Consider the following 20,280-nt stretch of genomic DNA (forward strand, 5'->3'; position numbering starts at 1 on the left):
GTTGCTGACCGAAGCGGCGGTGCTGATGTTGCTTACGCGACACGCACCGTGCGCTGCCTCGGCTTGATCGCGGTGGCGAGCAGCAGGCCGGCGACGATGAAGGCGGCGCCGGCGAGATCGTAGTCGTGCAAGCTTTCGCCAAGGAACAGATAAGCGAGCACGGCGACGAAGGCAGTCTGCAGATAGAGCAGCATGCTGGCCCGCCCGGCGCCAAGCGTCTCGACGCTACGGTTGTAGAGATAGTACATCAGAGCGCCGCCCGGGCCAGCAACATAGGCGAGGGCCAGCAGGCCGTTCGCATGCAGCGCCGAACGATCCCCGGAAAACAGTTCCCAGAGGTAGAGGGGCAGTGCGGCCAGCGCGCCGGCTCCCAGCAGCAGGACCACCATCGGCAGAAGCTCGATAGCGAATTTCGCGCGACGCAGCAGCACGGTGTAGAGGCCCCAGCAAAACGCGCTGCCGACGATCCACAATTCGCCGGGATTGAACTGCAGCTGCATCAGCGCGGCAAGGTCGCCGCGCGCCACGATCACCACCATCCCGGCCAGAGCGACCAGCGCTCCAAGCGCTTTCCAGACACCGAGGGGCTCGCCGAGCACGAAGCGGGCAAGCACCATGGTCATGATCGGCGACAGCGCCATGATGATGCCGGCGGTTGTCGCGTTGGTGTAGTTGAGGCCCGTGTAGATCATGCCCTGACACAAGGTCAGCCCGATAGTGCCGATGACCAGCACCTCGATCACCCGGGATTGGATCAGCACGAGCATCGCCCCGTGATGGCGATGGACGATAGGCAGCAGGATCGCGCAGGCGAGCGTCAGCCGCCAGAAGCAGAGCGCCCAAGGCGGCATCTCGGGGGCAACCCACTTGGCGGCGATATAGACGCCGGCCGACAGGAGCCAGCAGAGCGTCGCGAGGGAATAGGCGAGCGGAAGTGAAGCGTCGGGTGTCGCCTTCGCTACACTTGGATGTGCTATAGGCAGCGATTGGATATCCGTCTCCTCCCACCGCAGAGTTTAGCAGATTTGCAGCGTCTTGCTAAGCAGCAGCAACAGCTGTTTCACCAGCTAGTGCAATCGGTGGGTCATTGTGGGTCCCGCCGTTCATGGTCTCGTTCCATTCGAACGCATGTTGGCCCATGAGCAACTCGATACCGAAAAGCGCAAGCCGTATCGATTTCGCGCGATACGAATCTGAGATTCATATCGCGCGACAGATATTCGCGCGGTTGCCACAATCTTCTCGCGCCATATTTCTGCCGAGAGCAGATCTGTCGCGAATTCCTGGCCCTCGGATCACGAGCGCCGCTGTTTTTTTCGAAGCAATTGGAAGAATAAGCCACTGACTTCCGTTTACACAAAGAGCGCGACACAAATCCATGCGGAGGACGTCCGATGCATGCCGGCTTCCGAGGAAGCGTACTCGTAGCGGTGTTGGGCGCCGTCATGGCAAGCTGCGCTGGCATTCCGGCGCAAAAAACCGGGCCGGCGCAAAAAACCGGGGCAATAACCGGCTATGGCCCCAACCCCACCTTACCGAAACCAAGACCGACGCTGATCCCGACTGTTAACATCGCCGAGGCGAAAGGCTGGCAGAAAGGAGGTATGCCGACCCCGGCGAAGGGGCTGACAGTGAACGCCTTCGCCACCGGCCTCGACCATCCGCGCTGGCTGCATGTGCTTCCGAACGGCGACGTGCTGGTTGCTGAAACCAATGCCCCTGCCAAGCATGACGAAGGCTTTAGTCTTAGAAAGGTCTTCATGGATCTGGCTATGAAGCGGGCTGGCGCCGCGACCAAAAGCGCCAACCGCATCACGCTCCTGCGCGACACCGATGCCGACGGCATTGCGGATGTGCGCACGACGTTCGCGGAAGGCCTCAATTCGCCCTTCGGCATGACGCTGTCCAAAGGCAAGCTCTTTGTCGCGAATACCGACGCGCTCGTCGCTTTCCCCTACTCCAATGGCCAGACCCGAGTCAGCACGTCGCCGGAAAAGATCATCGACTTGCCGGCCGGGGACCTCAACCATCATTGGACCAAGGACGTGATAGCAACTCCGGATGGACGCAAGCTCTATGTCACCGTTGGTTCCAACAGCAACGTTGGAGAAAACGGCATAGCCGCGGAGAAGAACCGCGCCGCTGTCCTTGAAGTGGATCGGTCGACCCGCCGCACTCGGGTCTTCGCCTCGGGCCTGCGCAACCCGAACGGGCTCTCTTGGAATCCTGAAACTGGCGAGCTTTGGGTCGCCGTGAACGAGCGTGACGAGATCGGCGACGACCTTGTGCCGGATTACATGACCTCGGTTCGTGACGGCGCCTTCTACGGCTGGCCCTACAGCTACTACGGACAGAACGTCGACGAACGCGCCAAGCCGCAGCGCCCCGATCTCGTGGCGACAGCGATCAAGCCCGATTACGCCCTGGGCTCCCATACCGCCTCGCTGGGACTGACCTTCTCCAAAGGCGCCCGGCTCGGTCCGGCCTACGGCAACGGCGCCTTCGTCGGCCAGCACGGCTCGTGGAATAGAAGCGTGCACAGCGGCTACAAGGTGATCTTCGTGCCGTTCCATGGTGGCCAACCGAGCGGTCCTCCGAACGATGTGCTCACTGGCTTCATCGGGCGTAATGGCGAGGCGATGGGCCGTCCGGTCGGCGTTGCTATCGATCAGACTGGCGCACTGCTCGTCGCAGATGACGTCGGTAACGTCATCTGGCGGGTCCGCCGGGCGAATGGCCGTTGAGCGCAGGTGCCTTTCTGATTCCGACCTCACCAGCCTTCGGCTACGGCGCCACGCCCGATATGGCTGCATTCGGCTACGGTTTCGATGCATATGCCAGGTGACGACATCGCGCCTGCCGCATGTCGGTCGCTACGGCGAGGTCTATTTTGCGCATGCCTATTCGGGCAAGGGGGTGTTCCTGTCGACGCTGTCGGGCAAGCTGCTCGCTGAGGCGATCACTGGTGATGCTTCGCGGCTCGATCTGTTTTCGACCCTAAGCCCGCTACGCGACCAACGGTCCGCAGGCAATGTGGCCGCGTGTCGGTCCTTGCCTTGCTCCCGAAGCCTGGACCCCGATAGACCGGCCTGCTGTTTCCTCAGCTAATAGATCGATATGATTGCAGGATTAACCGTTTCATAGCCCAGGCGCGGCTCCGATTTGTCTTTCGAAATTGCGCTGGAGACAGTTCCGGTTGAACTGCAATCCACCTTTGTTTCCCTGTTTTTCTTGATCGTGCTGCCCGACAGGTCGGCGCAGGCCGACGTTACTTCTGTACTGACCACCTTCTTTTTCTCGTGCGCAACGGCGGCGGTGGATACGGCAATCACAATTGCCCCACAAATAATCGTCAATCTCATTGGTTTCCCCCTTAGAGCACCGCAAACGTGTGGTCGACTGCTTTGAGACGCCGGCGAAGACGTACTCGCGCCTGGCCGGCCCATGCGGCTTTCGACGGCACAAGATTGTAACTACATTAGCTGCAGCGCAAGTAACCATTTCGGACTAGGGAACGGGTTCACCCTTCGAGGGCAGCGCCGCGGACTCAACGAGCGCTACTGTTATGACGGCAGGAACGAAGAAGCAGTCCTCATGGACCGATGCATGCTATGCATTGCTTCGATCACGCCCCGCACGTGCGGACATGGGCGAACTCCGGCGAAGAGTTTGACAGCGGAGATCAGCGCAAGATGTCCGACAGGCTCTCGGGCTTCTTCTCGCCAAGCGACAGATCAAGGCCCGACAGAAGGTCGATGAGATGACTTTGCATCAGGTCGGACGCGTTTTTTGCGTCGTGCTTTTCGATGGAATCAACGAGGGCGTGATGGGCGTGGCTTTCGCAGGTGGTGTCGCGGCGGCGCCAGTAGAGCGCGATGATCAGCGACGACCGCGACAACAGGTCCTTGACGAAGCCGGTCAGGATCGAATGGCCGGCGATTTCAGCGATGCCGACATGGAATCTTGCCGACAGCATTATGGCGTCGCTGTCGCGGCCGGCATGCAGGGCCTCGTGCTCTTTTTCGAGATGAAGCCGCAGTTGCGCGATCTCGGCCGGCTTTGCCACTTCGGCGGCAAGCGCCGCGACCTTGGGCTCGATCAGCGCCCGCGCTTCGAACACCTCGCGCGCTTCCTGCTTGGTCGGCTGAGCGACGAAGGCGCCGCGGTTCGGCTCGAGCCGAGCCAAGCGGTCATGCGACAGCGCCTGCAGCGCCGCGCGTATCACCGCGCGGCTCACCGAATAGATCGAGGCGAGCTCGTCCTCGGGCAGCTTTGTGCCCGGTGCGAGGCGGTGGCTGACGATGGCGTCGCGCAGGCCGGCATAGACCGGAAACCAGCGCATCGTCGGCTTGTCGCCATCCCGTGTCTTTGGTCCAAGCAGGTCCATCGTCTCATTGTCCCGGCGGCCGGATCGCATAGCGGCGCGAACACCGCGTTTCCGGCCGGACATCGAACATCCTGTGTGGGAGTGTCAACAATTTTGCACGCATCAGGATACACGGCCGGAGGGCGAAAAGGGCGCAAAGATTCCGGCGAAGGATTTTTCGAGTGGAACCTGGTAGCCGCCGCGCTTCGAGGTCGACAGGCCAAGGCTGACGAGGCTCTCGCAGAGTTGTACGGCGCAGGCGACGCCGTCGAGCACAGGAAGGCCATGTTCGCGGCTGAGCGCGGCGGCGAGGTCGGCCATGCCGGCGCATCCCAGCACAATCGCTTCGGCCCGGTCGTCGCGGATGGCGCGCTCGATCTCCTCCGAAATTCGATGGCGGGCGTTGGAGCCGGGCACTTCGAGCTCCAGAACGGGAACGTCGCTTGCCCGCACCCTGGCGCAGCGGCTGGCGAGGCCGTAGCGCACCAGATTGTGCTCGATCGCCGGCACCGAACGCGACAGCGTCGTCACCACGCTGAACTTGCCGGCAATTAGGCTCGCCATGTGAAACGCCGCTTCGCCGATGCCGACCACCGGCATCTCGCCGACGCAGCGTACTGCGTCGAGGCCGGTGTCGTCGAAGCAGGCGATAACGCAGGCGCTCGCCGCCGGATGTCTCTGGATCTCGCCGATCATTCCCGGGATGGCGAAGACCTCGTCGAAATAGCCTTCGACGCTCGGCGGCCCGTCCTTCGGATTGACGGCGATGATCCTGGTGCCGGCCGAAGCCGCGCCGCGCGCCGCCTCGCCGATCTTTTCGGTCATGGACGCGGTGGTGTTCGGATTGACGACGAGTATGTCCATTTGCGCTTTCATATTTCGCCGCCGAGATAGAGTTTCTTGACCCGGTCGTCGCCAAGCAGCTCAGCCGAATGTCCGGCCAGCGCTATCTTTCCGGTCGTCAGTGCGTAGGCGCGCTGCGAGATGCGCAGCGCCATGCGCGAATTCTGCTCGACCAAGAGAACGCTGACCTTTTCGTCGCGATTGATCGCCACGATGGAGCGGGCGATGTCCTGGACGAGCTTCGGCGCGACGCCGAGCGAGGGTTCATCGAGCAGCAGAAGCTTCGGTTTCGCCATCAGCGCCCGCCCGATCACCAGCATCTGCTGTTCGCCGCCGCTCATCGTGCCCGCCGTCTGGGAATAGCGTTCCTTCAGGCGCGGAAAGCGCGCGAGCACCATGTCCAGCGTCCTTGCGATTTCGGCCTTGTCGGTGCGGGTGAATGCGCCCATCATCAGATTGTCGCGCACCGTCATGTAGGAAAAGACGCGCCGACCCTCCGGCACCATGGCGATGCCCATCCTGACCAGCTCGTCCGGGCGCGTTCCGTCGATGCGGTGGCCCCGGAAATGAATCTCGCCGCTGCGGACTTTCTTCAGGCCGGTGATGGCGCGCAGGATCGAGGATTTGCCCGCGCCGTTCGCGCCGATCAGCGCGACGGTCTCGCCCTCGTTGACGTTGAGCGACACGCCCTTCAGCGCATAGACATGGTCGTAGTAGAGTTCGACGTCGGAGACTTTCAGCAGTTCGCTCATGGCTAAAATCCGATCGTCTCATCTTCGGCGCCGAGATAGGCCTCGATGACCTTTTCGTTCTCCTGGATTTCCTTCGGCGTTCCCTCGGCGATTTTCACACCGAAGTTCAGGACGACGATGCGGTCGGAAATGTTCATGACGGCGGGCATATCGTGCTCGACCAGCAGGACAGTCACGCCGCGCTTCCGCACGTCGCGCACCATCTCCACCGCGCGCACGGTTTCGTCATGGTTCATGCCGGCGAAGGGCTCGTCGAGCAGAAGCACGGTCGGGTTGGTAGCGAGCCCGATAGCAATCCCGAGCGCGCGCAGATGGCCGTGCGGCAGCGTGCTGGCGATCTCATGCCGTTGCGCGCCGAGATCGAGGAAGTCGATGATCTCGTCGGCCGAGCGGCCGAATTCATCCTCGTCGCGCCGTGCGGTGTTCGTGCCGAGATAGAAGCCGGCAAGGCTGGCATTGGAACGCAGGTGATGCGCGATGATGACATTGTCGCGCACCGTCATGCCCTTGAAGATCGTCGTCTCCTGGAACGTGCGCACCACGCCCTTCCGGGCGACGATATGCGGCGCCAGGCCTGAAATCCGCTCTCCCCGGAATAGCACTTCGCCCGAGGTCGGATTGAGGAAAGAGGAAATCAACTTGAACAGCGTCGACTTGCCGGCGCCGTTGGGGCCGATGACGGAGAGGATTTCGCGTTCGCGGACCGCCAAGGAAACATTGTTGACCGCGACCAGCCCGCCGAAGCGTTTGGTCACGGCCTTGATCTGGAGAAGCTCAGTCATGGTCCTAGCCCTGCTTCTTGCCGAACAGCCTGAGGCTGAGCAGGCCGTTGGGAAGGAACAGCATCAGCGCGATCAGCACCGAAGAGAAGATCAGCAACTGGAACTCGCCGGTCTCGAACAGGAAATCCCAGCCGAAATAGAGCACGAAGGTGCCGATCATCGGCCCGAAGACGTGGCCGAGCCCGCCGAGGAAGCAGTTCAGCATGAAGTTCACCGAGTCGGTGACGGTGAAGCTCGACGGATAGATCGACTGCGAGATGGCGACGAACATCGCACCGCCAAGACCGCCGAAGAATGAGGAGATTGCGTAGGCGATTACGCGCAGATAGGCGATGTTGACGCCGATCGAGGAGGCCAGTTCCTCGTTCTGCTGCAACGACTGGCAGAGTTTGCCGATGCGCGAATGGACTAGGCGGTAGAGCGCCGCAAAGCACAGCACCATCAGCACAACCGACACCAGATAGAAGGCGGGACGCGGATTGGCGAGTGTCGCGAAATCTGGAAGGATGGTCAGCCCGAAGATCGAGATGCCGCCGGGGAGCGGAATGCTGACCATGCCCTTGGCTCCATTGGTGATCGGCAGCGCCAGCGCGAGCAGCCGTGCCACTTCGGTCAAAACCAGCGTGACCATGGCGAAATAGACGCCGCGAAGCCTGAGGATGGGCAGTCCGATCAGCACGCTTGCAGCGGCGCAGAATAGCCCAGCCAGCGGCAGTGTCAGCCAGAACGACACACCGTACTGGACGACAAGAATGGCCGAAACATAGCCGCCCATAAGCGCGAAGGCCCCCTGGCCGATATTGATGCGGCCGATGTAGAAAGTCACCCACACCCCGGCGCTGGCGATGCTGAGCAGCGCGACCGAGGTCAGCGTGTAGTAGAGGTCGAGCCGACCGGTCGCCTCGATCAGCCAGGGCACGCCGACGAGTACGACCAGCAGGAAGACAGCCACGGCGAGGATGTTGCGTGTACGCTTCATGTCCATCATCCCCACGGCTTGCCCATGAGCCCGTTCGGGCGGATGCTCAGGAACACCATCAGCGCGGCGAAGATGACGAGATAAGTGACGTCGCCATATTGGCGTAGGACCGTCAGGCCGACCGATTCCATCATGCCGAGGATGAAGCCGCCGGCGATCGCTCCGCTGACCACGCCGGCCCCGCCGATCATCACCATCAAGAACGCCTTGATCGAGATCGGCCCGCCGATGCCCGAATTGACGCCGGTGATGGCGACCAGCAGCCCCCCGACTATGCCGGCAAGCATGGCGCCGAGCGCAAAGCCGATCATCGAATAGCGGTCGACCTCGACGCCCATCAGCTGCGCCGCGACCCGGTCCTGCGCCAGCGCCCGCATGGCGCGTCCCGGCTTGCTGTACTGCATGAAAAGCACGAAGGAGGCGATGAACAGTATGGCGAGTGCGCCGACCAGCAGCCGGTCGTAAGGCATTATGAGGCTGTCGGAGACGAAGACGCCTTTGACGATCTTCGGCACGCCGCGCTGCTTTTCGCCGAACAGGAGGAGGATCACGGCGTCGAGGAAGAATGCGACCGCCGCCGCGAGAAGCATCGTACTTTCCTCCCGCACGCTTCGCTTAATCACCGTCCTGAAAAGGAATTTCTCGACAAGCGCTCCAATGACCAGCAGCGTGATCCCGGACGCGACGAGCGCGACGACGAAAGGCATGCCGAGCTGGCCATAGACGGTGTAGGTGACGAAGCCGCCGAGAACGTACATCTGCCCATGGGCAAAGTTAAGCACGTTCATCAGCGCGAAGATCAGGGTCAGACCGAGCGCGATCAAAGCGTATTGCGCGCCAAGATAAAGCCCGTTGGCGATGACTTGTTCCATCAGGATGGTTCCGGCCGTTCAGAGGCTGAAGACGAATGCTCGAGCCTCTGCGGCAATCCGCTTCGGTGCAGTTGCGTCAATCGACTTGAGCGACGAAGAGCGTCTCGAACTTGCCGTCGCGGTATTCCGTGACCACCATCGGAACCGAAAGCTGGCGCTTCTGGCCAAACGACGTCATTCCGACATAGGTCAGCTTGGCATCGTCCTTCAGATAGGGATTGGGCGCCGAGAAAGTGTCGATCGTCTTCTTGAACTCCCCGACATTGTCGATCGCGGCCGGGTTCGCCTTCAGCGTCTCGATGATGTATTCGAGCGCGTAGACCTTGGTGTTGGACTCGTCATTGTATTCGCCGAACATTTTCGTATAGCGTTCGACGAACTCCTTCATCGTGTCGGACGCGATTTCGGGCGTCGATGCGCCGCCGACCGAGATGAAGCCGTTGGCCAACTCGCCCGCGCCCTCTTCCAGCACCTTGGCATCCTGCGCCGTTTCGGTGGAGATCAGGCCTTCGTAGCCGAGCTCGCGCGCGGCGCGGATCAGCAGCGGCGCATTGCCCGGCGCGACGCCCGAAAGCACCAGCAGGTCCGGTTTTTGCAAAACGATCGGCGTCAGTACCGGCGTGAAATCGCGGGTATCGTTTTGGTAGACATCCGTGGCAGCCACAACCTCGAGCCCGAGCGCCTTTGCCGCGGCAACACCGCCATCCCGCTGGCTCAGCGGATCGGATTCGTTGGCGGCGACAAAGGCAACTTTTTTCACGCCCCTGTTTTCCATGAGATATTTGTAGATCGCCGGAGCCGACTGGTAGTTGGCGATCATCCCGAGCACGGCGTTGGACGCCGGCGGGGTGTAGAGTTCCTTCGGGAATGCGTAGGGAAAATAGATGATGCCCTTGGATTCTGCCACGGGACGCACCGCCGCCGCGCCGTCGTCGACATTCGGACCGACGACATAGTGGATGCCCTCCTGGGCCATCTTCTCCATGCCGGCGATCGCCCGCTTCGGGTCCTTCTGGTCGTCGAAGGTGACGATTTTGATGTCATAGGTCTCGTCACCAATCTTCACACCGCCGGTTTCGTTGATCCAGGCGGCGCGCGTCTGCATCGAGCGGACGTTGGATGTGCCCCACGCAGCGGCCGCGCCACTCGTCACGCCGACAAAGCCGATCTTGAGTTCCTTGTTGGCGGCGTGCACCGCGATTGTGCCGCCGGCCATGATTGCCAGCGCGGAGACCGCGCCGCGCGCCGCGGATGTGATTATTGAACGTCTGTTGATCATTGTTCTTTCCCCTTTGGAGGCCGCGCATTGTTGCGACAGAACTCGACCGATACGCGGACTTTTGTGAGTGAAGGCTCAAATCAATCACCTGTCAACAAAACTTTCTCAGATTGTTGACAATCTTGTGAGCGGCCGTAGACGAAGAACGTAGGACCGATCGCGGTTCGGTGCTTTGCTCGAGAGGTTCGTGGTGTCGGAATTCCTGAAGCTCGCATGGTGGTCAGAGCGACGGGTGTCTTTCTCACACTACCGGACCAAGGATCAGGACGAGGTCGGCGTCGTGATCGAGGATCGACGCGGTCGGGTCGTCGGTATCGAGGTCAAGACCTCCGCAACGGTTCCGCAGGACTTTCGGGGGATTGCGCCAGTTGCAGGAAGGAGTCCGCGATCGTTTTGTGCGCGGGCTGGTGCTGCACGACCATCACCGTGTGACGCCGTTCGGCGAAAAAATTGCAAGCTGCACCGCTGTCGGTTCTGTGTTCGATGTAAAGTTGCATAAAATGCGGTCTGGAACTTGGGTCGCGAGGTGGTCTAAATAATCCCAGATCGATACGAGCCGAGCCTTCATTGGTCGCGGTGATTTCTGGCAACTTCGCCACCCCCGTAAGCCATCTTGCATCGAACCAGCGGTCCGCCGGCCCGTCATAGGGCAGCCGCGTGACATCCCAGTGGCTGACGAAGCGCGCGTAGGCGTCCCAGACCGGTGGACCGCCGCCGATGAAGACGACACGGCCGGCAAAGCGCTTGAGCGTGTCCTCGGGATCCATACTGGAGTGAACGACGACAAGTTCCCGATCCGCGCGAGCAAAATCCGGAACGCTTGCGATCGTCTTGGGACCGGCGAGCAAGACGTGTCCTCTCGTGACGTCGAAAAACCGTGCAACGTCGGCTACGAACTCCGGCGAGCCGAAGCGATATTGGCAAACTGAAACGTCAGAGCGGGCATCGCGCAGATGCCCGCCACCAAGGGTACGGATGCACGCAAGGGACCGAAGAAGCGCCGGCGACCCCCCACCGCTCGAAGAACAGGAGAGGGGCCAATAGTGCGAAACCCGCTTTCCAAGCCGTTTGCCGATCCAGAAGGACAGCCGGTCCCCCAGTGCCGCGCCAATGGCGGCGGCAAGCCATCACGAAATTCCGGTTCTTCTCAGCAGCGCCACGCGGGCTAACGCTGATTATCGTATGGCCGGCCTGCAGCGCGAATAGCGCTGCTGGCTCGCCCAGGTTCGGTCATCGGCAATCGCCAGATCACGCACGATCAGCACGGGATGGAGCCGGTGAGCGACAGCGCAGGGTTCGGCGTCGTTTTGGCCTTCGGCCTATTGGTGCTCAACTGGCTGGCGATCCGCTATATCGATGTTGTCGCCTGGGCTGGCGAGCTTCTGATGCGCACGCCGTTCCACCCCGGTGCGAGGAACGGGAGAGCACCAAGGACGGCGACGAAATAGCAGGGCGGTACAACCCGCCCCAACCGAAGCCGCGTTCTCGACGACATGGTTACTGTGACAAGACGAACAGGGTATAAGGCTATCAGGCAGCAGACTGGTTGAGGAGCGCCCCACCGTCATGAAGCCGATGAACGAAGAGCACCTCGCGGTTCTACGCAGGCACATGGTCGAGATGATTGCAATTCACACCGATCTTGCAAGCGAAGAACTTGGCAAGGTGGCGCTCGATGAGCGGGTATTGGCGGCGATGAGGCGGATACCGCGGCACCTCTTCGTGCCAGCATCAGTTGCGCCTTATGCCTACCAAGACATGCCGCTGCCGATCGGCTTTGATAAAACCGTCTCGCAGCCCTTCATCGTTGCTCTCATGACCGATCTCCTTGCGCCGCAACCGCACGAGGTAGTGCTCGAGATCGGCACCGGCCTAGGCTACCAAACCGCAATCCTCGCGGACCTTGCCGGGCAAGTTTGGAGCGTCGAAATCATCGAGGAATTCGCAAGCCATGCCGAGGCTCTCCTGCGGGGTCTCGGCTTCTCCAATGTCGGCATTCGTGTCGGAGACGGGTCTCGCGGCTGGCCTGAGCACGCCCCATTCGACAAGATCCTGGTCACCGCGGCCGCTGAGCGGACACCGCCGGCTTTGCTTGAGCAGCTCAAGCCGGGGGGACGCCTGGTTCTGCCTTTGGGACCTGGAGAAGCGCAGTTGCTGACGGTCATCGACAAGGATGCGGCAGGGCAACTGAAGACTCGCAAACTCATCCCGGTTCGGTTCAGCCGTCTCGAAACGGTCTAATGAGGGGTGCGGCTGCGCGGAGCCGTACTGGAAGATCAGGATAACGCGCGCCGCATCGATCACACAGGCGCTGGATGGCATCGCCGATCTTTTGACATCCATGCCGCAACGCTACTCATCGAGCACGCCTGCAGCCGCCGGTCGCAGCCGCTGGCGATCATGCCGGCGCGGTCGTATTGCGCGCTTCTCAAAGACCCCTTATCCAGCCTACTGTGTGCCTACCAGAGGGCAAATGGGTCGCTCATCCGGGAAATGACGGCCAAAGGCTCAAGGAATTCGCCCAGTGGCCAACACGTAGCGGGCAGGAGGTAACGATGGATCTCAAGGACAGGCGCCTCTAGTACGGCGTGGTATCCGTGATCGTGGTATTGGTCATGATTGCGTATGCGGCTGGTTGGTTTGGCGGCACACCGATACCAGCGCCGCAGCAGTGAGAGCGATCGTCATTCTCGCTTGGCGGCAGCTGACTGCTCAGTCTCTAAAGGTCGAAGGAAGGGACACCTGATTGGCTGTTTCGCTGGTTCGGCTACCATCCTGACGACGCACAGCCTGGACCGTTTTTGAGATGGCTTCGGCTCAACTTGTTGGTTGATGGACGGACCGGTCCTTGGATTGCGCAATCCGCAACACACCGCCATCGGGCCGGGTAACTTCGATAATGGTTTCGACACGGACAAACTGCGATCCTACGGAGTAGCCAGGCGCCAGGTCATGCCGGAAGTCGTACACTGGAGCCACAAGGGCCCAACGACCGGGCGGAGAACTCGCATCAGCCCGGCCTTCGGCGGTTTCGAAGCTAAACTGCCACTCGCTTGATCCCGCTGCCCGGCCAGCGATGGAGCCGGGCTACTCCAGCACAGACTCTGCCCGTCGATCAGCTCGATCGGCACGGACTCCAGACCGACATCGTCGAACAGCCGCGCATTTGACCGCGTTCGCCAAATTAATGGCCGGATCTTTGCGAAGCCTCCGCATTTTCGTGGGGGGAAGCCCTCCTAGCATCATCGTGATTGGACTTCACGGTCGGTCGGAGTCACGCTGGCCGCAGGTATAAGAAGGATATGGGTGGGCCAACTATCGTCCGAATAGGAGGCTAAAATGAAGCACCAGACGCTTGAGCAACTGCAGATTGTCGCCGAGATCGATCAGGACTACCTGCGCCAGGCCATGTCGCGCAGCGAACGTCTTGAACGCTGGGCGGAGCTCCTTGAACGGAACCCTGACCGGCGACTCTCGACGCTACACCAGACCGAGTATCAGCCGGTTAGATCACGCGGGGCCATGCGCGGCGACGGCTCGCCGATCTCAGTCGCTTTCGAGGATCCTGTCCTCCGCGCCGCCGGGTTGGAAAACGACAACTACGGCGAAGCGAAGCGGTTCTTCGAACTGACCGACAGGCAATTGCATGAGATCATCTGCTATTGTCATTTCGGCGCGACGGTGAGCGCCGTAACGGCCGCCCGTCACATCCGTGCGGCGATTGCCGGGAGACAGCCCGGCATGTTCGCTCGGATGCGTGAGGCGTTCGTCGGATAAAGCCGGAGCCGTTTCGCAGCATCATTTTTGAAGCGGCTCGCATGGAAAGCCGCCGCCGTAGCGCAGGCAAGCGCTCCCCACGCGGGGAGGCTGCGTTGCATGAGGGGGTGCGGCTTTCCGCAGGAGCACGCCGACCTGCATCTTTTCCATCCGAACCGGAAAGATCCCAATGCTGCCAGGACATCCGTGGTCAGCGCCGTGGTTCAAAGGCTCGAACAGAGCGACATGCGCGCCGGATAAGCGCTATACATTCGCTGTCGAAAATTCGATGCTTCATGGTGGGTCGAAGGTCGCGGACCTATGTCGATCGGGACCGGGAAAGCCAAATCGTGCCAAATTTTCGCGAACTGCATATATCTCTCGATGCACATTCAATCAAGGCTCAATAGGTTTGGTTCGTAATTGCGGATTAATATAGCTGTTGTCGGCAAAATTAAGAGGGATGAATTACAATAAAATTGCTTATGGCTCCGCCTTTCGGACGGCCAAAAGCGCCGGTAACAACGACTGATTTACATTTCAAATATTTTCGGTTTGAGGAATTAAAAATTTGGCACTCCTATCATTCGAGTGCTAAAGGGGCTACGTTAAGTGTTGCAGTCGCTCTATGTGCGGCGGCAGAAAGAACCCCCAATGAAATTCCGGCCACTCCACGACCGCGTCGTCATTCGGCGCGCGGAAGGCGATACCAAATCCAAGGGCGGGATCATTATTCCCGACACCGCCAAGGAAAAGCCTCGGGAAGGCGAAGTGATCGCCGTGGGCCCGGGCTCGCGTGACGAGAGCGGCAAGCTGATCCCGCTCGACGTCAAGGCCGGCGATCTCATCCTGTTCGGCCAATGGTCCGGCACCGAGGTCAAGATCGACGGCGAGGACCTCCTGATCATGAAGGAGAGCGACATTTTGGGCATCGTCGAGAAGACCAAAGCGGCCAAGAAAGCCGCCTGACCGGGCGATTTCCGATCCCGCAATTTCAAGACTGAACTGGACGTAAAATCATGTCTGCCAAGGAAATCAAATTCGCTACCGATGCCCGCGACCGGATGCTTCGCGGCGTCGAAATTCTGAACAACGCCGTCAAGGTGACGCTCGGCCCCAAAGGCCGCAATGTCGTCATCGACAAGGCCTATGGCGCGCCGCGCATCACCAAGGATGGTGTCGCCGTCGCCAAGGAAATCGAGCTTGCCGACAAGTTCGAGAACATGGGCGCCCAGATGGTGCGCGAAGTGGCCTCGAAGACCAACGACCTCGCCGGCGACGGCACGACGACAGCCACGGTGCTGGCCGCTTCCATCCTGCGCGAAGGTGCCAAATTCGTTGCCGCGGGCATGAACCCGATGGATCTCAAGCGCGGCATCGACCTTGCTGTGGCTGCTGTGGTGAAGGACATTCAAGCCAGGGCCAGGAAAGTCAAATCTTCGGACGAGATCGCCCAGGTTGGTACGATCGCCGCCAATGGCGACGCGTCAGTCGGCGCCATGATCGCCAAGGCGATGAACAAGGTCGGCAATGAGGGCGTGATCACCGTCGAAGAAGCCAAGACAGCCGAAACCGAACTCGATGTCGTCGAAGGCATGCAGTTCGACCGTGGCTATCTCTCGCCCTATTTCGTCACCAATGCCGAAAAAATGCGCGCGGAGCTGGAGGACCCTTACGTGCTCATCCACGAAAAGAAGCTCGGCAATTTGCAGGCGCTGCTGCCGATCCTCGAAGCCGTGGTGCAAAGCGGTAAGCCGCTGCTGATCATCTCGGAAGACGTCGAAGGCGAGGCGCTAGCGACGCTGGTCGTCAACAAGCTGCGCGGCGGCCTCAAGGTCGCAGCCGTCAAGGCGCCAGGCTTCGGTGACCGGCGCAAGGCGATGCTGGAAGACATTGCCGTGCTCACCGCCGGCCAGATGATTTCCGAGGATCTCGGCATCAAACTCGAGAACGTCACGATCGACATGCTCGGGCGGGCTAAGCGCGTGCTCATCGAGAAGGATACGACGACGATCATCGACGGCGCCGGCGAGAAAGCCACCATCCAGGCGCGCGTCCAGCAGATCAAGTTGCAGATCGAGGAAACGTCCTCGGATTACGACAAGGAGAAACTCCAGGAACGTCTCGCCAAGCTGGCTGGCGGCGTTGCTGTCATTCGCGTCGGCGGCGCGACCGAGACGGAAGTCAAGGAAAAGAAGGACCGCATCGATGATGCGCTGAACGCCACTCGTGCAGCCGTGGAAGAAGGCATCATTGCCGGCGGCGGTGTTGCGCTTTTGCGCGCCAAGGCAGCTTTGACTGAGCTTACTGGCGCGAATGCTGACATGACGGCAGGTATTTCGATTGTGCTGAGAGCACTTGAAGCCCCGATCCGCCAGATTGCCGAGAATTCCGGCGTTGAAGGTTCGATCGTCGTCGGCAAGCTCTCCGACAGCAAGGATCACAACCAGGGCTTCGACGCCCAGAACGAAGTCTATGTCGACATGATCAAGGCCGGTATCGTCGACCCCGCCAAGGTCGTTCGGACGGCCCTGCAGGATGCCGGCTCGATTGCCGCGCTCCTGATCACCGCTGAAGCAATGATCGCGGACATTCCGCAGAAGGTTTCGCCCGCTATGGGTGGCGCGGGAGGTATGGGCGGAATGGGCGGAATGGACTACTGAGCGGCGCCTGAGACTATAGCCAGGACGACGGAAGGCCAGCGACGCGGGCACATGCGAGCCGATATCTCGGCGATCATCGGTTCGCTCGACATCGTGTTCGGGGAGATCGATCGATAGGCTCGTCGCTGTCGTATTTGCTGCTAAAAATGGTCTTGGAGACAAGAACATGACCGACACTCTTGCCGAGAAAACATGTACGCCTTGTCGCGGCGGCGTCCCGCCGCTCACGCGTGATGAAGCCCAACGGTTCCAGGCACAGGCTCCTGATTGGGAGCTGGGTGACGATGCCCACCGCATCCAGCGGAGCTTTCGATGCCGCAATTTCCGGGACGCGCTCACCCTTGTTCAGGAGATCGGTGAGCTCGCCGAAACCGAGGGCCATCACCCCGACATCAGCTTCGGCTGGGGTTATGTGACGGTTTCCCTGAGCACCAAGAAGATCAAAGGACTGCACGAGAACGATTTCATCATGGCGAGCAAGATCGATCGGATGCTCGATCGCGCGGGGCGGCCCCTCGACCGCCAACGGTGACACGGCAAATCCATTGCCAATCAAGTGAGGTCGTTTATGCACTGTCGTCCGAGATAAAGATTGCGCGGATCGAAGGTGAGCGGCAGCGCAACATTGATCTGGTAGTCAAGGGTGTGATTGGCGATGACGATGCTCGGGAACGCATCGCCGAACTCAAAGCTCGACGTTTTGAGGCCGAGGCGGAACTGGCCAATCTTGAAGAGGCGCCATCAACCCTCACTCTCCATCCAACGACAATAGAAAAGTATGTCGAAACGGTCGATGCGCTGGCTGCGGTCTTAGCTCATCACGCTGAGGCGGACGACGATCGGGGCGCTTTGGTGAAGAGTTTCCGCGCGCTTGTACACAGCGTGACGATCCACCCGAAAGGGTCGCGAGAGGGTTTTGAAATCGAGGTCAAAGGCAAGCTTGCCGCCCTCATCGGCGGGAACACATTCCCCCAAGCGCGTTATGCTGGGGAACGCATGGAAGCCGGAGGCTACAGGCATGAACCCACTATTACGCACGATAGTGGGTTTAGGCTGGTAGCGGGAGAGCGCTACCGCCTTTCCCCACATCCGCGCTACCTACTTCGTTGCGGCGGGTGAGGACCCAACTGGACTCCATTTGGGCGTATCCCGCAAAAAAACGCCTCTGAGGCGATGATCGAAAACGCACTCTTGTTTTTGATGGGCTCAGCAGGAAAAAACGCAATAGTATTAGAATTTGCGGATCGTATTATCTAAGTATCGATAAGAGGTCATTATCGATAGTGATAAAAGACCCCAGAGAAAATCCCCTGCAAGTCAACTTAAGTGCCGGATAGCTTGACTAATGCGAATCAGCCATCATGAAAACAATGGCTTACATGCTCGACAAACTGCCCCTGGAAACCCTGATCGGACCGGTTGCCGGCGCCACCGAGGTTTTGGCCCGCCTTGACGAGCGGCTGGCTCGTTCCCCCGTCCGCGACGGTTTTGTCGAGCGCCAGCACTTCGCCGACGCTGCCGCCGCGCTCTGGCTCGAAGGCGAGCTCGTCCACCTCGAGGACCTTGTCCTGCACGACGCCCACATGGACATTCGCACCCCAACCCACGAACTCACCCGCGCGCACGCGGTGCTGCGTACCCGTCGGCGCAGGTTGCGGCGGCAGCCGAACTCCTTGCAGTCTGGTTACACTCCGGAGATGCGCTTCTCGAAATGGGGGAGTTGGACTTTCCCGGGAAGTTCGCGGACGAGATAGCTCGACTGGATGTGACCCAGGTAGAATAGGCGCGCTTGAACGCGGCATCCCGGTCGCTGCCGAGGCTTATTCCTGCAAGCCACATGTGTATCAGCCATCGGCGCCTTCCTATGCGGCTCCGCTCTACAGCGCACCAGCTGCCCCGACATATCAGGCACCTGTGCACCTGGTGCGCGCCGTACCTCTTACCGATCCAAATACGACGACGCGAAGTCGATCGGGACGCTGTCTGGCTCGTGGCGCAGCATAGACCTAGTGGTGAGGACTCCAGCGTGATTGCTATGGATCCGGTCGCACCGGACAATCAGTTCGCGCTTCCATGTGTCCGCCGATGTTTCGCCCCGAGATGCGTCGTACAGAGTCTGCCGCAACGAACTGCGCGCGCATTGCCAACTCCATCAGTTGCACCCGCGTGAGCCCATGCACAGAGTATCGCGTTCCAACGTAATCGGGGAACTTTCCGACCGCTGTTCGCAAGCGGTCGTCGGTGGTTGCGGGTTTGAGCTTGATTAGTGCCTCGGCCAACTTAGGCAGCCAGTGCGAAAGCCTCTTTAGTCCATCTTCGTTTGTGCCAAGGTGCGCGAGTACCGCCTTCATCGATAGTTCGGCGGTCAGGCAGGCTGTCTGGACCGCGGCGTCAATGTCGATGTCCCCCGACAAAATGCGGGGTGTGGCGGCGAGGGACGAGCGCGCATTTGTTAGCAAGTGTGGTGCAGGAGTTCCCATTGCTAGGACGTCGTCAACGCCGTACGCGAAGTCCCAAAGGTCACAGACACCGTAGAATGCGCGCCAGGCCTAGTCCGGGTAATGTTTGAAGGCGAGTTCTAGCTCGCTCTGTGAAATCTCGATGCATTTGAGCGGCTCCACGCTAAACGTGCCGTAGCCAATGTCGACGCGGGCCAGATACATCTGATCGCGTATCGCGACGCCTCCGACGAGTATCGCTGGGATCGAAAAGTCGCCTGTTGGGTATAGGCGGCGATACACTTCCATGAGCGGATCCCAAATGCGCCTGTCGAAAAGATCCCCAGCTACACCTTTCGACCTCATCCAAGCCATGACGACGTGGAAGGGCCGCTGATGCAGCTTCACATCCTGCGCTAAAAGGGCGCTGTCTTTTTCGATGACGAACTTCTCATCAATCGGCTCCATAGTGCACCCGCGCTTGGTTATAGAAGGAGCGAAAGTCTGGAAAATGAGTCGCTCTGGGGGCTAGCCGGAATGTCCTATTTTCGGGGCAAACTCAATGCCCGCTAGTGGCGCGTCCCGCTGGTTCAAACTCCTGAGCCGTAGAACGCCAGAAACGAGCGTCGAAAGAATGCTGGGGTGGGGAGCGGACCTTCAGGTCAGACGCATTGCATCGCCAATGCAACAGCCAGATAATCTTCGCCTTGCGCCGAGCTGATGAAGTGGAATGGGCTGTGAGTGCGTCCCTTTACGAGCCGGTGAACGTCTACAAACCTCAGGGACCCGATATCGGCGTCGTTGACGGTCCGTTTGAGTATCTGACGGTAGCAGGAATAAAACTTCCGCTGCCATTCACCACTCGGATGACGGTGGTGCGCCTGTCCAACGGCGATCTGTTCCTTCATTCGCCCATCAAGTTTGCTTCGACGGTGGCCGAAGAGTTACGGAACTTGGGCAGAATTCGCCACCTCGTCTCACCCAACCAGTTTCACTACGCTCGTGAGTGGTCGAAAGTCTTTCCAGAGGCAATCACATGGGCATCGCCCGGAGTCCGCCAAAGAGCCCGCGCACGGCATGCTGATGTGACGTTCGCTCGAGATTTGGAAGCCGATCCGCCGGAGGAGTGGCGGCGGGACATGGACCAGACACTGTTTCCCGGTGGCTACTTCAAAGAGTTCATATTCTTCCACCAAGCGTCAAAGACGCTGATTCTTACAGACACGATCATCAATCTCGAATTGGACATGATCGATGAGCCTTGGCGCTCGGTGACGAAGCTGACTGGGATGGCTCACCCGCACGGGCGGACCTTCCTTGGCATGCGGCTGCCAATTCTCCTGCATCGGCAGAAAGCACGGGCAGTAATAGGCAAACTCCAGTCGTGGCAACCGCGGCGAGTGATTCTCAGTCACGGCCGCTGCTTTGATGCGAATGGCGACGAGCTTGTCCGTAGAATATTCGGAAAGACGGCTTGGTGAGGCAGTGGTTTGGGGGAAGCCAAATGTCCATTTCGGCTCGGCTCGGGCTGTAGCGCGAACGGCAGGTTT

General features: G+C 60.2%; 20 protein-coding genes and 5 pseudogenes. 14 read left to right on the forward strand and 11 right to left on the reverse strand.

Going from position 1 to position 20,280, the window contains the following annotated elements:
- Window positions 1–32 precede the first annotated feature (32 nt).
- Entirely contained in the window at window positions 33–992 is a 960-nt protein-coding gene (locus RQ479_RS29490) for a DMT family transporter (protein WP_376706038.1), read from the reverse strand.
- 402 nt (window positions 993–1,394) lie between these two features.
- Between RQ479_RS29490 and RQ479_RS29495 the strand changes: the two genes are divergently transcribed.
- Entirely contained in the window at window positions 1,395–2,744 is a 1,350-nt protein-coding gene (locus tag RQ479_RS29495) for a PQQ-dependent sugar dehydrogenase (protein WP_376703346.1), read from the forward strand.
- An 88-nt stretch (window positions 2,745–2,832) separates the two neighbouring features.
- Window positions 2,833–3,009: pseudogene (locus tag RQ479_RS29500) on the forward strand (FAD-dependent oxidoreductase); the annotation flags it as partial.
- Between the two features lie 95 nt (window positions 3,010–3,104).
- Here the strand turns inward: RQ479_RS29500 and RQ479_RS29505 are convergent.
- The 8 genes from RQ479_RS29505 to RQ479_RS29540 form a co-directional block, all read right to left on the reverse strand.
- Window positions 3,105–3,362 (reverse strand): hypothetical protein, encoded by a 258-nt coding sequence (locus RQ479_RS29505; RefSeq protein WP_376703347.1) that lies wholly within the window; start codon window positions 3,360–3,362, stop codon window positions 3,105–3,107.
- A 320-nt stretch (window positions 3,363–3,682) separates the two neighbouring features.
- Window positions 3,683–4,387, reverse strand: a complete 705-nt coding sequence (locus RQ479_RS29510; RefSeq protein ID WP_376706039.1) for a GntR family transcriptional regulator — start codon at window positions 4,385–4,387, stop codon at window positions 3,683–3,685.
- Window positions 4,388–4,489: 102 nt separating this feature from the next.
- Complete coding sequence (locus tag RQ479_RS29515; RefSeq protein WP_023722329.1) at window positions 4,490–5,230, reverse strand: aspartate/glutamate racemase family protein; 741 nt, start codon at window positions 5,228–5,230, stop codon at window positions 4,490–4,492.
- Window positions 5,231–5,238: 8 nt separating this feature from the next.
- Entirely contained in the window at window positions 5,239–5,961 is a 723-nt protein-coding gene (locus tag RQ479_RS29520) for an ABC transporter ATP-binding protein (protein WP_292659994.1), read from the reverse strand.
- Window positions 5,962–5,963: 2 nt separating this feature from the next.
- Window positions 5,964–6,743 carry an ABC transporter ATP-binding protein gene (locus tag RQ479_RS29525; RefSeq protein WP_376703348.1) on the reverse strand — a complete coding sequence of 260 codons (780 nt, stop codon included), beginning with the start codon at window positions 6,741–6,743 and terminating at the stop codon, window positions 5,964–5,966.
- Between the two features lie 4 nt (window positions 6,744–6,747).
- A complete protein-coding gene (locus RQ479_RS29530) occupies window positions 6,748–7,722 on the reverse strand; it encodes a branched-chain amino acid ABC transporter permease (RefSeq protein ID WP_376703349.1) in 975 nt (324 codons plus the stop codon).
- A gap of 5 nt (window positions 7,723–7,727) precedes the next feature.
- Window positions 7,728–8,594, reverse strand: a complete 867-nt coding sequence (locus RQ479_RS29535) for a branched-chain amino acid ABC transporter permease (RefSeq protein WP_352466754.1) — start codon at window positions 8,592–8,594, stop codon at window positions 7,728–7,730.
- A gap of 76 nt (window positions 8,595–8,670) precedes the next feature.
- On the reverse strand, window positions 8,671–9,873 hold the full coding sequence (locus RQ479_RS29540) for an ABC transporter substrate-binding protein (RefSeq protein ID WP_376703350.1): 1,203 nt from the start codon (window positions 9,871–9,873) through the stop codon (window positions 8,671–8,673).
- A gap of 190 nt (window positions 9,874–10,063) precedes the next feature.
- Here RQ479_RS29540 and RQ479_RS29545 point away from each other — a divergent pair, with 190 nt between their 5' ends.
- Complete coding sequence (locus RQ479_RS29545; RefSeq protein ID WP_376703351.1) at window positions 10,064–10,372, forward strand: DUF4143 domain-containing protein; 309 nt, start codon at window positions 10,064–10,066, stop codon at window positions 10,370–10,372.
- A 103-nt stretch (window positions 10,373–10,475) separates the two neighbouring features.
- On the opposite strand, the pseudogene RQ479_RS29550 reads toward RQ479_RS29545, so the two are convergent.
- Window positions 10,476–10,775, reverse strand: a pseudogene (locus tag RQ479_RS29550) (diacylglycerol kinase); the annotation flags it as partial.
- Window positions 10,776–11,150: 375 nt separating this feature from the next.
- On the opposite strand from RQ479_RS29550, the gene RQ479_RS29555 reads away from it, so the two are divergent.
- From RQ479_RS29555 to RQ479_RS29600, 10 genes and pseudogenes are all read left to right on the forward strand, one after another.
- Window positions 11,151–11,321, forward strand: coding sequence for a hypothetical protein (locus tag RQ479_RS29555; protein WP_352466756.1), 171 nt, complete (start codon window positions 11,151–11,153; stop codon window positions 11,319–11,321).
- A gap of 118 nt (window positions 11,322–11,439) precedes the next feature.
- The gene (locus RQ479_RS29560; RefSeq protein ID WP_376703352.1) at window positions 11,440–12,114 is read left to right on the forward strand and encodes a protein-L-isoaspartate(D-aspartate) O-methyltransferase; all 675 of its coding nucleotides are present in this window, start codon (window positions 11,440–11,442) and stop codon (window positions 12,112–12,114) included.
- A 669-nt stretch (window positions 12,115–12,783) separates the two neighbouring features.
- Window positions 12,784–12,908 (forward strand): annotated as a pseudogene (locus RQ479_RS29565) (IS6 family transposase); the annotation flags it as partial.
- Between the two features lie 304 nt (window positions 12,909–13,212).
- Window positions 13,213–13,650 carry a hypothetical protein gene (locus RQ479_RS29570; RefSeq protein ID WP_292659986.1) on the forward strand — a complete coding sequence of 146 codons (438 nt, stop codon included), beginning with the start codon at window positions 13,213–13,215 and terminating at the stop codon, window positions 13,648–13,650.
- A 633-nt stretch (window positions 13,651–14,283) separates the two neighbouring features.
- Window positions 14,284–14,598: a co-chaperone GroES gene (locus RQ479_RS29575; protein ID WP_352466759.1), complete on the forward strand. Its 315-nt coding sequence runs from the start codon at window positions 14,284–14,286 to the stop codon at window positions 14,596–14,598.
- A 50-nt stretch (window positions 14,599–14,648) separates the two neighbouring features.
- Window positions 14,649–16,292: a chaperonin GroEL gene (gene groL / locus RQ479_RS29580; RefSeq protein ID WP_376703353.1), complete on the forward strand. Its 1,644-nt coding sequence runs from the start codon at window positions 14,649–14,651 to the stop codon at window positions 16,290–16,292.
- Window positions 16,293–16,334: 42 nt separating this feature from the next.
- Window positions 16,335–16,409: pseudogene (locus RQ479_RS29585) on the forward strand (hypothetical protein); the annotation flags it as partial.
- A gap of 49 nt (window positions 16,410–16,458) precedes the next feature.
- Entirely contained in the window at window positions 16,459–16,824 is a 366-nt protein-coding gene (locus RQ479_RS29590; protein ID WP_023676573.1) for a 4a-hydroxytetrahydrobiopterin dehydratase, read from the forward strand.
- On the forward strand, window positions 16,821–17,411 hold the full coding sequence (locus tag RQ479_RS29595) for a hypothetical protein (RefSeq protein ID WP_376703354.1): 591 nt from the start codon (window positions 16,821–16,823) through the stop codon (window positions 17,409–17,411). The genes RQ479_RS29590 and RQ479_RS29595 overlap by 4 nt, the downstream gene beginning before the upstream one ends.
- Window positions 17,412–17,671: 260 nt before the next feature.
- Window positions 17,672–17,959 (forward strand): annotated as a pseudogene (locus tag RQ479_RS29600) (hypothetical protein); the annotation flags it as partial.
- Window positions 17,960–18,841: 882 nt separating this feature from the next.
- On the opposite strand, the gene RQ479_RS29605 reads toward RQ479_RS29600, so the two are convergent.
- Window positions 18,842–19,198, reverse strand: coding sequence for a hypothetical protein (locus RQ479_RS29605; RefSeq protein ID WP_376703355.1), 357 nt, complete (start codon window positions 19,196–19,198; stop codon window positions 18,842–18,844).
- A 269-nt stretch (window positions 19,199–19,467) separates the two neighbouring features.
- On the opposite strand from RQ479_RS29605, the gene RQ479_RS29610 reads away from it, so the two are divergent.
- Window positions 19,468–20,211: a DUF4336 domain-containing protein gene (locus RQ479_RS29610; protein WP_376703356.1), complete on the forward strand. Its 744-nt coding sequence runs from the start codon at window positions 19,468–19,470 to the stop codon at window positions 20,209–20,211.
- The last annotated feature ends 69 nt before the right edge of the window (window positions 20,212–20,280 follow it).

Source organism: Mesorhizobium sp. ISC25 (assembly GCF_042295465.1).
In the GTDB taxonomy this organism is placed as follows: Bacteria; Pseudomonadota; Alphaproteobacteria; order Rhizobiales; family Rhizobiaceae; genus Mesorhizobium.

What these genes read in the sequence shown, in the direction of transcription:
- RQ479_RS29590 (WP_023676573.1), top strand. Translation starts at nt 16,459, where the DNA reads ATGACCGACACTCTTGCCGAGAAAACATGTACGCCTTGTCGCGGCGGC.
- RQ479_RS29605 (WP_376703355.1), bottom strand. Translation starts at nt 19,198, where the DNA reads ATGGAGCCGATTGATGAGAAGTTCGTCATCGAAAAAGACAGCGCCCTT.
- RQ479_RS29530 (WP_376703349.1), bottom strand. Translation starts at nt 7,722, where the DNA reads ATGAAGCGTACACGCAACATCCTCGCCGTGGCTGTCTTCCTGCTGGTC.
- RQ479_RS29540 (WP_376703350.1), bottom strand. Translation starts at nt 9,873, where the DNA reads ATGATCAACAGACGTTCAATAATCACATCCGCGGCGCGCGGCGCGGTC.
- RQ479_RS29495 (WP_376703346.1), top strand. Translation starts at nt 1,395, where the DNA reads ATGCATGCCGGCTTCCGAGGAAGCGTACTCGTAGCGGTGTTGGGCGCC.
- RQ479_RS29525 (WP_376703348.1), bottom strand. Translation starts at nt 6,743, where the DNA reads ATGACTGAGCTTCTCCAGATCAAGGCCGTGACCAAACGCTTCGGCGGG.
- RQ479_RS29510 (WP_376706039.1), bottom strand. Translation starts at nt 4,387, where the DNA reads ATGGACCTGCTTGGACCAAAGACACGGGATGGCGACAAGCCGACGATG.
- RQ479_RS29560 (WP_376703352.1), top strand. Translation starts at nt 11,440, where the DNA reads ATGAAGCCGATGAACGAAGAGCACCTCGCGGTTCTACGCAGGCACATG.
- RQ479_RS29575 (WP_352466759.1), top strand. Translation starts at nt 14,284, where the DNA reads ATGAAATTCCGGCCACTCCACGACCGCGTCGTCATTCGGCGCGCGGAA.
- RQ479_RS29535 (WP_352466754.1), bottom strand. Translation starts at nt 8,594, where the DNA reads ATGGAACAAGTCATCGCCAACGGGCTTTATCTTGGCGCGCAATACGCT.
- RQ479_RS29515 (WP_023722329.1), bottom strand. Translation starts at nt 5,230, where the DNA reads ATGGACATACTCGTCGTCAATCCGAACACCACCGCGTCCATGACCGAA.
- RQ479_RS29570 (WP_292659986.1), top strand. Translation starts at nt 13,213, where the DNA reads ATGAAGCACCAGACGCTTGAGCAACTGCAGATTGTCGCCGAGATCGAT.
- RQ479_RS29520 (WP_292659994.1), bottom strand. Translation starts at nt 5,961, where the DNA reads ATGAGCGAACTGCTGAAAGTCTCCGACGTCGAACTCTACTACGACCAT.
- groL (WP_376703353.1), top strand. Translation starts at nt 14,649, where the DNA reads ATGTCTGCCAAGGAAATCAAATTCGCTACCGATGCCCGCGACCGGATG.
- RQ479_RS29505 (WP_376703347.1), bottom strand. Translation starts at nt 3,362, where the DNA reads ATGAGATTGACGATTATTTGTGGGGCAATTGTGATTGCCGTATCCACC.